This window comes from Pseudoalteromonas sp. SANK 73390, assembly GCF_054966645.1.
This window is the reverse complement of record NZ_ARPN01000114.1, coordinates 1-12950: the sequence shown is the minus strand read 5'-3', so window position 1 is coordinate 12950 and position 12950 is coordinate 1. Positions and strand designations below refer to the sequence as shown.

The 12950-nt window shown below is 40.1% G+C and carries 9 protein-coding genes; 3 read left to right on the top strand and 6 right to left on the bottom strand.

Annotation, left to right across the window (positions count from 1 at the left end; translation table 11 throughout):
- Nucleotides 1-136: 136 nt before the first annotated feature.
- Genes SANK73390_RS15890 through SANK73390_RS15880 form a run of 3 tightly spaced genes read left to right on the top strand, consistent with a single transcriptional unit; the run spans nucleotide 137 to nucleotide 3877 of the window.
- The gene (locus SANK73390_RS15890; protein ID WP_462767195.1) at nucleotides 137-1414 is read left to right on the top strand and encodes a diguanylate cyclase domain-containing protein; all 1278 of its coding nucleotides are present in this window, start codon (nucleotides 137-139) and stop codon (nucleotides 1412-1414) included.
- Entirely contained in the window at nucleotides 1411-3375 is a 1965-nt protein-coding gene (locus SANK73390_RS15885; RefSeq protein ID WP_462767193.1) for a TonB-dependent receptor plug domain-containing protein, read from the top strand. The genes SANK73390_RS15890 and SANK73390_RS15885 overlap by 4 nt, the downstream gene beginning before the upstream one ends.
- The gene (locus SANK73390_RS15880; protein WP_462767190.1) at nucleotides 3368-3877 is read left to right on the top strand and encodes a YfiR family protein; all 510 of its coding nucleotides are present in this window, start codon (nucleotides 3368-3370) and stop codon (nucleotides 3875-3877) included. Before SANK73390_RS15885 ends, SANK73390_RS15880 begins: the two co-directional genes overlap by 8 nt.
- A 272-nt stretch (nucleotides 3878-4149) precedes the next feature.
- Here the strand turns inward: SANK73390_RS15880 and SANK73390_RS15875 are convergent, their stop codons facing one another.
- The 6 genes from SANK73390_RS15875 to tig all read right to left on the bottom strand — a co-directional run bounded on the left by SANK73390_RS15875 (nucleotide 4150) and on the right by tig (nucleotide 12676).
- Nucleotides 4150-6060, bottom strand: a complete 1911-nt coding sequence (locus SANK73390_RS15875; protein WP_462767188.1) for a SurA N-terminal domain-containing protein — start codon at nucleotides 6058-6060, stop codon at nucleotides 4150-4152.
- A gap of 168 nt (nucleotides 6061-6228) precedes the next feature.
- Nucleotides 6229-6501 carry a nucleoid-associated protein HU-beta gene (hupB, locus tag SANK73390_RS15870; protein WP_010371157.1) on the bottom strand — a complete coding sequence of 91 codons (273 nt, stop codon included), beginning with the start codon at nucleotides 6499-6501 and terminating at the stop codon, nucleotides 6229-6231.
- A gap of 201 nt (nucleotides 6502-6702) precedes the next feature.
- Nucleotides 6703-9072: an endopeptidase La gene (gene lon, locus SANK73390_RS15865; protein WP_261627059.1), complete on the bottom strand. Its 2370-nt coding sequence runs from the start codon at nucleotides 9070-9072 to the stop codon at nucleotides 6703-6705.
- Between the two features lie 122 nt (nucleotides 9073-9194).
- Complete coding sequence (gene clpX, locus SANK73390_RS15860) at nucleotides 9195-10478, bottom strand: ATP-dependent protease ATP-binding subunit ClpX (protein WP_462767181.1); 1284 nt, start codon at nucleotides 10476-10478, stop codon at nucleotides 9195-9197.
- 126 nt (nucleotides 10479-10604) lie between these two features.
- Nucleotides 10605-11222, bottom strand: a complete 618-nt coding sequence (clpP, locus tag SANK73390_RS15855) for an ATP-dependent Clp endopeptidase proteolytic subunit ClpP (protein WP_261594833.1) — start codon at nucleotides 11220-11222, stop codon at nucleotides 10605-10607.
- Nucleotides 11223-11371: 149 nt separating this feature from the next.
- Complete coding sequence (tig, locus tag SANK73390_RS15850) at nucleotides 11372-12676, bottom strand: trigger factor (protein WP_462767178.1); 1305 nt, start codon at nucleotides 12674-12676, stop codon at nucleotides 11372-11374.
- Nucleotides 12677-12950 lie beyond the last annotated feature (274 nt).

Below are 12950 nucleotides of genomic sequence, written 5' to 3'. Positions count from 1 at the left end.
TAATATTGCCATAAAGCGATTTTCAATTGATATACATTCAATATATTCGATGAATTATCAGACATTTTACTGCCTTTTATGCATCTCTAATCTATATTTATTAAGACAATACAATTATTTGTTTTGTAAGGAGCCATTGAGCGAACTTATGCCTACCATGTCACTCGTTAAAAGATTAACCCAACTCAACTTGTCTGTTATGGCAAGCAGTATGCTACTGGTTTTCGCTCTCACCACAATATTACTTTGGTACGTTGTAAGAGACCGCCAAGCAGAAACCGCTGAGATTAATTTAGCCCAGCTAGCTCATAATGTAGTGCCAATGCTGGTGTTTAACGATGCAGATACAGCAAATAACGAACTTTCACTAGTTGGAAATAGAAAAGAAGTGCTGTTTATCGCCCTGCGTAAAACCAATGGAGAGGTCTTTAGTGAATACGCTGAGCCTAGCTTTGTTCCTTCTTCAGAACTATACCAACAATTACCGGTGCGACCACGAAGGGTCTATGATGGGGTAAGAATGCGTCTGTATTATCCTGTGGCAATTAAAGGTAAAGTTGAAGGCGATTTGATCATGGTGCTTGACTTAACTGGCATGGTGTATTGGTTTTTGCACCTAACTTTAATGTTGGCACTTTTAATTACCGTCCTCTTTACGCTCTCTGCCTTTATGCTATCGCGAGTTCAGCGTAAAGCCTTAACCCCTCTGTTATCATTATCTGAGCTGGCACAACGTGTATCAAAAGAACATAATTTTCAACTGCGAGCAAAGGTCATTCGTAATGATGAAATTGGGATTTTAACACGTAGTTTTAATGAATTGCTAAAGCGCGTTGATATCTCGCAAGCAGAGCTTAGGCAGCAATTAGAGCAAGAGCAACTGCAAGGCCAACAACTCAAACAAATGGTACTTACCGACCCCTTAACTAACTTACCCAATCGCGTTGCCCTAAATAAAATGCTGAAAAGAATTACCAACGAGTCAAGCTACCCAAACCCCCTTAGCTGTTTAATGTTTATTGATTTAGATAACTTTAAATATGTGAATGATAATTTTGGTCACGATGCTGGCGACGAGACTCTCATTGAAGTAGGTGTGCGTATAAGCTCAATCATTCGAAGCGATGACTTACTCTGTAGACTCGGTGGCGACGAATTTGCATTATTATTACCTAATATAGAGTCGACCGATAATGCAGAAAGATTGGCAGAGCGTGTTGTCTCCATCATCAATCGACCAATTATTATTAAAGATACTATTATGCCAATCGGTATTAGCATCGGGTTAGCTTATACACCTAATGACGCTAGTTCTGCAATGGACTTATTAAACTGTGCTGATGATGCCATGTATGCTGCAAAGCGAGCAGGTAAAAACAACTTTAAAGTGTATAGTAAAAAGGTCTCAGCATGAGCGGAAGTTACATTGCTTTATCACTTAGCATTAGCGTATTTTTTAGCACACAAGTGCTAAGTAAATCTTTACCTGATCTGGAAGCATTACTTGAACAACAATTAAATCAACTACCTACTAATACACAAATCTCTACTGCATCTCGAATTGAACGCTCTAGCAGCGATAGCATGGCTATCACGCATGTAATAACAGACAAAGATATAAGACAGTTTAATTTGCAATCAATTGCTGACATTGTCGCCTTATTTGCAGGCGTAACAACTCGGGATGATAGCTCATTTATTTATGTTGGTGCCAGAGGGATAGGTCGCCCTGGGGACTTTAATTCGCGATTTTTATTTCTACTCGATGGCACTAGAATAAACGAAAACCTATTAGATGCAGGGCTTTTAGGATATGAAAACTTTGTGGATGTAGGGCTTATTGAACGGGTTGAGTTCAGTCCTGGAGCCTCCGCAGCTCTGTATGGAAATAATGCACTACTTGGTGTGATAAACATTGTAACCAAAACAACAAGCAAATTACGCGGCGTGAATACAGCAGTCTCAATCACCAATGATGGTGCACAACACGCTAGAGCGACGATAGGGTTTCGGTCGAGTTCAGGCTCTGACAGCTGGCTCTCAATAAGTAAAACAAAAATTAACGCCATACCATATCCGGTATTGAATGTGCCAGCTGAATTGATCAAATGGCAACACCTTAATGATGATGAAAGTACTCGATTAATGTTCAGTCATCAAAGAGGGAGCTTGCAGTTTCAAGCTGCTGGCTCAAAACGTAAACGCATTTTCCCCGATGGCTTTAGCCTAATCAGTCAAGCTACACCAGAACTTGAAGAGTTAACAAGCGAAGCTTATTTATTTGCACTCACTTTCGATGACACACTCTCTGAAGATATTGAAGCCTATTTTCATATTTCTACCCATGGCAATGATCTAGAACGATCGATACCATTTATCTTACCAAATGGTGATGTAGAGTTTGATAGGCCAAGAAACTCGGGAAGGTGGAGTAATTTAGATGGCCAATTAATGTTCTTAGGGCTAGACTCTCACGAGCTGATGGTTGGATTTGACTTTCAAAAAGATCATCGACAAGAGTTTAGCGCCAGCTCAAGTATCCCAAATGAGTTCAATTTCGAGCAAAAAAATAATGAGTCTAGATATGGTTTATATATTCAAGATTTATGGAGGTTAACGACTGACTTGAAGTTTCAATGGGCACTGCGATATGATAACTCTGATTTTAGTTCCGCCCGATGGTCGCCTAGCTTTAGTTTAAAGTATAACTTTGCAGATAAACACAGCTTACTCATTCGACATAACCGCGCATTTAGAGTTGCCAATTTTTTAGAGCGCTATGCAAATACCGCTTTCAATATTGATATCCCCAAGAATGAAACAATCAAATATAATGAAGTTAGCTTAATACAAAAATGGACACCTTCGCTTTCTTCTTTTACAACCCTTTATAAAGCAAATATTAAAAACCTTATTCACGAAGATTTTTTCGCACCCATTTATTTCAATACACCGCCAATTAGGAGTAAAGGTTTAGAGCTAGGTATTGATAAGCGCTGGCATGCTGGTATGTCACTTGTTGCCAGCATGGCATTTCAACGCTCTGAACTAGAGGGGGGTTTTGGTATTGCTAATTCACCTAAGTTTATAGGTCAACTTCGCTTTAGTGTACCTCTTGGTGCCTCTAATTTTTTATTAAGCCTACATTCTAACACAGTAAGTAAGAGAAAATCATTTGGTTATCAATTACCTGCATTCTCAAGTCATGATGCGAGTATAAATTGGCAAAGCACCAATAGCCTATTCATTGCTTTAGGTGTGAGAAATATCACCAATGAAAAAATCCTAGAAATAACAAGTGATGGTTTTATCCCCTATGTACAACGCCGTCGCCAAGTACACTTATCAATAAACTGGAGTTGGAGTAATGACTAAAGCCATCATTGCTCTGTGCATTTTTATCTCTTACCTGCCCTTTAGTTATGCTCAAGGGCTCAGCGAAAATGAACTCAAGGCTGCATTTTTATATCGTTTTAGTCAGTTTAGCAAGTGGCCACCTCCACCTCCTGATAAGCTCAGCTTTTGCGTCGTGGGTAATCATGAGCTTTACAAAGCAGTACTTGCGTTATTTGATACTCAGGACATTCAAAATAGCTCAGAAGTAATTGAGCTGCCCAGTAATAAACAAGCACAACTTTGTGACATTTTATTTTTGAGTCAACAGAATAGACAACAAACTCAATATTGGCTTGCAGAGCTAAAACACCAGCCTATTTTAGTTGTTGCAGATACTAGCGAAGGATTTCGCCAAGGTGCAATGATCGGGTTAATTGCAGATGCCAATAATCTAAGTTTTCGTATTAACCTAACCGATGCAAAACGTCGAGGGCTAAACTTTAGTGCGCACTTACTCAAGCTTGCGTCTGAGGTACGTTGAATAGTCTCCGCTCTGGAGCCCCTGTAAATGAGGTAATACCAATTGCATTAAGTAAATGACCAGATACTACACGGAATAAACGACTTAGTAACCAGACAAGATTTTTGATATGTAGTTATTCTACAGGTGTCACTTTTAACGCAGTTCATGAGTTACTTAGCTCCTAGAGTGATCACTGTTTTAATGAAATTAATATAAAACATGAATACCAAGCGTGCAGCTAGAATATAAAAAAGGTGCCAATTTGGCACCTTTTTTTCAAAACGATAAGGTTAGTTTTCTTGCACTACATTTATCTGAGGGCGTTGTACCTGTGCTTTTGCCTCAAGAGCTGCAATAAATACATTATAATTTTTATTTACATGTGTCATTGAAATACTCTGTTTTTGCTGAGGGTCAACCTCATCACTTATCTGTGGTGAATTAACCGCTTTAAGCTTAAGTAGTGCCGCATCTCCATTATTGAGCTCAACCATTGCTAGCTGCGCTTTATCTTTCTCTGGATGAGGTAGTTGAAATGCCTCACTCACAATCGCCGGTGCAATCGTATAAGTCTGACGCTTAAGGGCCGACTCAGACTTTACTTCCACTGATTGAGCTTGTGCAATATCATCAAGGGCAGAGCCATTTTGCAGCTGTGCAAACAATTCTTGCGCTTGCTCTTTTACCAATTCAGATGCTTTATCATTAATTAGCGTTTCTTTTATCTGAGCACTTACCTCTTCTAAAGGTTTAGTCGAAGCGGCTTGATAGTCACTCACACGTACTACAACAATATGTTCACTCGCAACCTCTAACACTTCAGAGTTCACTCTATCTTCAAGTACTTCTGGACTAAAAATAACACTTGTCACGGTTGGTGAATTTAAAGGTGCAGGCAGCGCATTTCGTGCTAGTAACTGTGTCTTTTTAACTTCAGCATCAGCTGCAATCGCTGCATCTTGAAGAGAGTCAGAAACCTCAAATGCTAACTCAGCTACTTCTGTTTGTTTTTGGTAAAAAGCGTCAACTTTCTCAGCTTTCTCCAACTCTGCACGAAGTTCATCTTTCACTTCATCAAAAGCTTTGACTTGCTGACGTTGAATGTCAGTTAATTTAATAACATGAAACCCAAATTCAGATGTTACAACTTCTGTGATATCGCCAACATTCTCTAATGAAAATGCCGCTTCTTCAAACTCAGGGTCCATCATGTCTCTTTCGATCCAATCTAAATCACCACCAAGTTCTGCACTGACAATATCATCTGATTGTGTTTGAGCGATTTGGGCAAAGTCTGCACCACTTTTTAGTTCACTCAAGATATCTTGTGCTTTTTGTTGAGCTTCAGCATCATCTGCACTACCTTCGATAAGAACGTGAGAAACACGTCGCTTTTCTGGCTCCAAGTATTGAGATTTACTTTCTTCGTAATAAGCTAAAACATCTTCTTCTGAAATTACTTTACTAGGTTCAATCTCATCAGCTTTTAACTCTAAATATTCCAGTGCTACGCGTTCTGGTGATTGGAATAAATTTTGATTTAATTGATAATAATCTTCAATTTCTTGCTCAGCTACTTCTACCTGTGATTTAAATGACTCTTTACTCAATAATACATAGTCTAAATCACGCGTTTGTTGCTGTAGCGCAACCGCCTTTTTAAGCTCAGAAGTCAACATGAACTCTGTGCCAGCTACTGCTGAAACTAACTGAGTTCTGGTCATTTCTTCACGCAAATATTCTCGGAACGAGTCTGGCTGAAAATTCATTTGACGAATAAGCTGTAAATAACGGTCGTTACTAAACTGCCCACCAATTTGAAAATACGGCATTTCCAAAATAGCATTTCTTACCTGTTCATCGCTTACACGTAAACCAAGCTCAGTAGCTAATTGATTTTGCAACTCTTGCTGTACCAGTCTATCAACAACACCCTTTCGGATACGAGCCATATAAGCAGGATCCGCTGAAATTTGTGTAAAATACTCACCAAACTGTTGTTCTAACCTCGCCCGCTCATTTTGATATGCACGAGAAAACTCTGTTTGACTAATTTTGACACCGTTGACCTCTGCTACAGGTTGCTCTGTGGTCTGACCTAGGTAACCACCAATCCCTGCCAAAGCAAAAGACAAGATGACTACGCCAAGTATAATTTTGGCTGCGGGGCCCTGTGACCCTTCTCTGATCTTTTCAAGCATTTGTTCTTCTCTTATCTAAGCCAAAGCACCACTGCACTTTGAGTTTATCGCTAATGTAAAAAAAGCGTATCTTATCAGATACGCTTTTTTTGTTGAAGCTGCACACAGCTTTTATAAGGTAAAAGTTGTGAAGCTACGGTAAAGCCGCGCTTAAGATCCGATTAGGGATTAGTTTACAGCGTCTTTTAGTGCTTTACCTGCTTTGAAAGATGGGATGTTAGCGGCAGCAATCTGAATAGTTTCACCTGTCTGTGGATTACGACCAGAACGCGCTGCACGCTCACGTACTGAAAAAGTACCAAAACCAACAAGCGCTACTGAGTCACCATCTTTAAGCGCACCAGTTACTGACTCGATGAATGAATCTAGGGCACGACCTGCAGCCGCTTTAGAAATATCAGCATCAGCTGCGATTTGATCGATTAATTGAGATTTATTCACAATATCATCCTCTTACATTGTTATTATCAAAAGCGGTCTCGTTATCTTTACAACGCCACTTTTGCTGTTCATTTAGAGACATCACAGCGACTCTCTAATTCGAAAATCTTTATCAAGCCTAGGCCACATAAGGGCTAGGCTTAAAACTAGTGCTTAAGTTAACATACCTTTTAGATTTGAAAAGCCCTTTCACACACTTTTTTAGACTTTTTCTTCATTTTTGCTGTTTTCGACAGCAAAACTCTCTAATGGGTTAGCTAAAGCAAGAGATAAAACCTCATCAATCCACGTAACTGGATGAATATCGAGCCCTTCAAGCACATTCTCTGGTATCTCTTTTAAGTCTCTTTCATTAATTTTTGGAATGACGACAGTTTTGATACCACCACGGTGTGCAGCCAACAGCTTTTCTTTTAAACCACCGATTGGCAATACTTCGCCACGAAGCGTAATTTCACCTGTCATCGCAACATCAGAGCGCACAGGGTTACCTGTTAAGCTAGAAACTAAACCGGTCACCATTGCAATACCCGCACTTGGGCCATCTTTAGGTGTAGCACCTTCAGGCACGTGTACATGGATATCTCGTTTTTCGTAAAAATCACTATTGATGCGTAATTTATCAGCTCGATTTCTGACCACCGTCATCGCTGCTTGTATGGATTCTTGCATCACATCACCCAAGGATCCGGTATAAGTCAATTTACCTTTACCTGGAACAGCTGCGCATTCAATCGTCAACAAATCACCACCCACTTCAGTCCACGCTAAGCCTGTAACTTGACCGATGCGATCTCCGTCTTCAGCTTTTCCGTAATCAAAGCGCTGAACGCCAAGGTATGATTCAAGGTTATCTTGATTAATCACTACCTGTTTAATCTCTTTATCTAACAAGATATTTTTTACAGCCTTACGACAAAGCTTAGAAATTTCACGTTCTAAGTTACGCACACCGGCTTCACGAGTGTAATAACGAATAATACCAATAATTGCGCTATCTTCGATAACGACTTCCGAATCTTTTAAACCGTTACGTTTAATTTGTTTGGGTATCAAATGCTGCTTAGAAATATTTAGCTTTTCATCTTCGGTGTAACCAGATAAACGTATCACTTCCATACGATCTAGCAGTGGACCCGGAATATTGAAGCTATTCGATGTTGCAACAAACATAACATCAGACAGGTCATAATCGACTTCTAGGTAATGATCAGCAAACGTACTATTTTGTTCTGGATCAAGAACCTCAAGTAGAGCCGATGCAGGATCGCCACGCATATCCGAAGACATTTTGTCTATTTCATCTAACAAGAATAATGGGTTTTTAACACCAACCTTACTCATACTCTGAACAAGTTTACCTGGCATCGAGCCAATATAAGTGCGTCTATGGCCGCGAATTTCAGCCTCATCACGTACACCACCTAGTGCCATACGAACGTATTTTCGACCAGTTGAGCGAGCAATTGATTGACCTAAACTGGTTTTACCTACACCCGGGGGACCAACTAGACATAAAATCGGCCCCTTAAGTTTATTAGTGCGTTGTTGAACCGCAAGATACTCGATAATACGGTCTTTCACTTTTTCTAAACCATAATGATCAGCATCTAAAATCTTTTGTGCACCAGCTAAATCTTTTTTTACCTTAGAACGTTTTTTCCAAGGAACACCAATCATGGTATCAATGTAAGAACGCACGACAGTTGCCTCTGCAGACATCGGTGACATCATTTTGAGTTTATTCAGCTCACCTAGTGCCTTATCTTCTGCTTCTTTTGGCATTTGTGCTTCGCTAATACGCTTTTTCAACGCCTCAAACTCGTCTGGCACGTCATCCAGTTCACCCAACTCTTTTTGAATTGCTTTCATTTGCTCATTCAAATAATATTCGCGCTGGGATTTTTCCATCTGCTTCTTAACACGTGAACGGATCTTTTTCTCAACTTGCAATAAGTCGATTTCTCCTTCCATCAACGCCATTAGATACTCTAAACGCTCTGTAACGCTATCTAATTCTAATACTTTTTGCTTCTCTGGGACTTTAATAGGCATATGCGCAGCCATAGTATCAGCTAGACGCGATGCTTCATCTATACCTGACACTGAAGTCAATACCTCTGGTGGTATCTTCTTATTAAGCTTTACGTAACCTTCAAACTGACTCACTGCACTGCGAATAAAAATGTCTTGCTCTTGTTCTTCAATATCTTGTGATTCAAGAAATTGTGCTTGAGCTAGGAAATAATCATCTGATACCAAAAATTCTTCGATTTTTGCGCGCTGCGTCCCCTCTACAAGTACCTTAACCGTGCCATCAGGTAGCTTCAATAATTGTAAAACTGTCGCTATAGTACCAACGTCATATATTTCATCTGTTTTAGGGTCATCGACCGTAGCATCTTTTTGTGCGACTAAAAAGATTTGCTTATCATTTTCCATCGCCGCTTCTAGGCATCTTATCGATTTTTCTCGACCAACAAAAAGCGGGATCACCATATGTGGGTACACAACTACGTCGCGTAGTGCCAGTACTGGAATTTCAACTCGATCCGTTCTCTCAAGCGTCATTATATTCTCTTCACACTTCGTTAATTTTTATTAATACCAAACTATATGGGGATAGTGGTTATAAAGTTCAACTCATTGATAAAAAAAGGAGCCATTGGCTCCTTTTTACATGATTCACAAGCTTACTCTGAAACAGCTTTATCCTGCGGGCTATTCTCATAAATTAAGATAGGGTCAGATTCACCTTTGATCACAGTTTCATCGACTACCACCTTACTTACATCCTCAATCGACGGCAGCTCATACATAGTATCTAGCAGAACCCCCTCCACGATTGAACGTAAGCCTCGAGCACCCGTTTTGCGCTCCATTGCTTTGTGTGCAATAGCCTTTAACGCATCTTCTCTAAACTCAAGCTCAACATCTTCCATCTTAAACAGCGCTGAGAATTGCTTGGTTAGCGCATTCTTTGGTTCACTCAAAATTTGAATTAAAGCATCTTCGTCTAATTCTGTAAGCGTAGCAACAACAGGTAAGCGCCCAATGAACTCAGGGATCAAACCATATTTTACTAAGTCTTCTGGCTCTACATTTTTAAATGTCTCGCTTAAAGAGCGTGATGAGTCAGATGACTTAACATTAGCACCAAAACCTATGCCCGTATTTTTATGACTACGCTGCTCAATCACCTTGTCTAAACCTGCAAACGCACCACCACAGATAAACAAGATTTTTGATGTATCAACCTGCAAAAATTCTTGCTGAGGATGTTTTCTGCCACCTTGTGGTGGCACTGACGCAACGGTACCTTCAATCAGCTTTAATAGCGCTTGTTGAACGCCCTCGCCTGACACATCTCTCGTAATTGAAGGGTTATCAGATTTACGTGATATTTTATCAATTTCATCTATGTACACGATGCCACGTTGCGCTTTCTCAACATCGTAATCACACTTTTGTAGTAGCTTTTGAATGATATTTTCAACATCTTCGCCAACATAGCCCGCTTCAGTCAACGTTGTTGCATCTGCCATAGTAAAAGGCACATCTAACAACCTTGCTAACGTTTCAGCTAACAGTGTTTTACCACTGCCTGTCGGCCCAATGAGCAAGATATTACTTTTACTAAGCTCTATATCACTTTTAGCACCTTGGCTACGGAGTCTTTTGTAATGATTGTATACCGCTACAGACAACACCTTTTTCGCGTGTTCCTGGCCGATAACATAATCATCCAAATGATGTCTAATTTCTTTTGGAACTGGAAGTTTGTCACCTGTATCATGCTTTGGTGCAATATCCTTAATCTCTTCTCTAATGATGTCGTTACACAGTTCGACGCATTCATCGCAAATATATACCGATGGACCGGCAATTAATTTGCGTACTTCATGCTGGCTCTTACCACAAAAAGAGCAGTACAAGAGTTTATTACTTTTGTCGCCGTCTGTTGGAGTGTCTGACATTCAGCTACCTCATATTTTCATTGTTACCTACTTACGGTAACCATATACATTGTTTTAACTATACCAAATAAAATGGACTTTCGCATAGTTGTAGAGCGAGGTTTAACTACCCCGCTCCTTGAAAAGTTACTTAATATCTCTGCGAGTATGAACAGCATCCACTAACCCGTATTCCACAGCATCTTGTGCGCTCATGAAATTGTCGCGGTCAGTATCACGAGATACAACATCAAATGGCTGTCCAGTATGTTCAGCCATTAATCGATTTAATTTCTCTTTAATCGATAAGATTTCTTTGGCATGAATTTCAAAATCCGACGCCTGCCCTTGAAATCCACCTAACGGCTGATGAATCATCACGCGTGAATTGGGTAAACAATAGCGCTTACCTTTAGCACCACCTGATAGTAAGAAAGCGCCCATACTTGCTGCTTGACCAACACATACCGTGCTTATATCAGGTTTAATAAAGTTCATCGTATCATAAATCGACATACCAGCAGTTACAGAACCACCTGGTGAATTTATATATAGATAAATATCTTTCTCTGGGCTTTCAGACTCTAAAAATAATAACTGCGCGACTATCAAATTTGCCATTTGATCTTCAACTTGCCCAGTTAAGAAAATAATACGCTCTTTTAAAAGGCGCGAATAAATATCGAAAGAGCGCTCACCTTTGGCAGTTTGTTCAACAACCATAGGTACTAATGCATTGAAAGGGTCGATCATACCGTCATTCATATCTTTTATTCCTTAATCCGCAGCGTTCTAGGCAGGCTGCGTTTAGTTGGTATTCTTGCCTACAAAAAAAATGGCCCGGATAAACTACAAACCAGTGTAGAACATCACGAGCCATTAAATCGTTAGCTTAGCGTTAAGTCAATGACTTATTATGCGCCTTGCTGTGGATTCATGATTTCATCAAATGCTTTTTCAACTTCAGAAACTTGCGCACCAGCTAAAATAGATTCTACTGCTTGCTCTTCCATTGCTACATTACGCATTTGCTGCATCATTTGATCATTGCTCTTATAATAAGCAACAACTTCTGTTGGATCTTCATATGCTGATGCAACAGTATCAATTAACTCATCAACTTTTGCGTCATCAACTTTGATATCGCTCGCTTTGATAACTTCACCTAATAAAAGGCCTGTTTTAACGCGAGTAACAGCTTGTTCATGGAACAGCTCAGCAGGAAGCTCAGGCATGTTTTGAGCATTACCGCCAAAGCGCTGTGCAGCTTGCTGACGTAAAGCATCGATTTCTTGATCGATTAGTGATTTCGGTACTTCAGTTTCGTTATGCTCTAAAAGACCCTTGATCGCTTGATCTTTCACATTTGCTTTAATAGCTTGTGAAAGTTCACGTGTCATATTCTTTTTAACTTCTTCTTTGAGCGCATCTACACCGCCTTCAGCAACACCAAACTTAGTTGCGAATTCGTCATCTAACTCAGGAAGTGCTTGAGCTTCAACTTTTTTCACTGTAATTGTGAACTGTGCAGGCTTACCTTTTAAGTTTTCTGCATGATATTCCTCAGGGAAAGTCACGTCAGCAACAACTTCATCGCCCGCTTTTTTGCCAATGATGTTGTCTTCAAAACCTGGGATCATACGACCTTGGCCAAGCTCAAGTGGAAAGTCTTCAGCTCTGCCACCTTCAAACTCTTCACCCTCAACAGTACCTACGAAGTCAACCGTTACACGGTCGCTTTCGCCAGCAACTGCATCACTTTCAGCCCATGTAGCGTGTTGCTTACGAAGCGTATCTAGCATATTTGCTAAGTCTTCGTCAGTTACATCTACAACAGGCTTTTCAACCGTGATTTTATCTAAGTCTTTTAATGCAACTTCTGGGTAAACCTCAAAAGTTGCATCAAATTCTAAGTCTTTGCCTGCATCTAATGACTTTGGCGCAAAAGAAGGTGCACCAGCAGGGTTGATTTTTTCAGCAACAATCGCCTCAATGTAGTTACGTTGCATTAATTCACCTGCAACTTCTTGACGAACTGCAGCACCAAAACGTTTTTGGATAACAGACACTGGTACTTTACCAGGACGGAAACCATCAATACGCTGGGTTTTAGACAGTTGTTGTAAGCGTTTTTTTACTTCAGTCTCAACGTTCTCTGCAGGAACGGTGATAGTCAGACGGCGCTCAAGGCCTTGAGTCGTCTCAACAGAAACTTGCATGATTTACCTCAATCTTCAATTTTGGCGACAACGCGCCTTCTTTACAAACAAGTTACACATCATGCCTTAATCAGCCTATCCACGGAAGTCCGTTTTGAGCACCAATTGCATGTGTCATTCTTGTTGCCTGCCCTTCATGGGCGCTATGTTAAACAATAGACGCGGCATTATAACCTATAAAAATGTTTAGTCGAGCAATCAGGATAAATTTATGAAGAAATAAGGGCTGAACGGTTAAAAGTTAGTTAATTTTAGAAATATAGAAGAGTATAAA

What these genes read in the sequence shown, in the direction of transcription:
- lon (WP_261627059.1), bottom strand. Translation starts at nt 9,072, where the DNA reads ATGACGCTTGAGAGAACGGATCGAGTTGAAATTCCAGTACTGGCACTA.
- SANK73390_RS15885 (WP_462767193.1), top strand. Translation starts at nt 1,411, where the DNA reads ATGAGCGGAAGTTACATTGCTTTATCACTTAGCATTAGCGTATTTTTT.
- tig (WP_462767178.1), bottom strand. Translation starts at nt 12,676, where the DNA reads ATGCAAGTTTCTGTTGAGACGACTCAAGGCCTTGAGCGCCGTCTGACT.
- clpP (WP_261594833.1), bottom strand. Translation starts at nt 11,222, where the DNA reads ATGAATGACGGTATGATCGACCCTTTCAATGCATTAGTACCTATGGTT.
- SANK73390_RS15875 (WP_462767188.1), bottom strand. Translation starts at nt 6,060, where the DNA reads ATGCTTGAAAAGATCAGAGAAGGGTCACAGGGCCCCGCAGCCAAAATT.
- clpX (WP_462767181.1), bottom strand. Translation starts at nt 10,478, where the DNA reads ATGTCAGACACTCCAACAGACGGCGACAAAAGTAATAAACTCTTGTAC.
- SANK73390_RS15880 (WP_462767190.1), top strand. Translation starts at nt 3,368, where the DNA reads ATGACTAAAGCCATCATTGCTCTGTGCATTTTTATCTCTTACCTGCCC.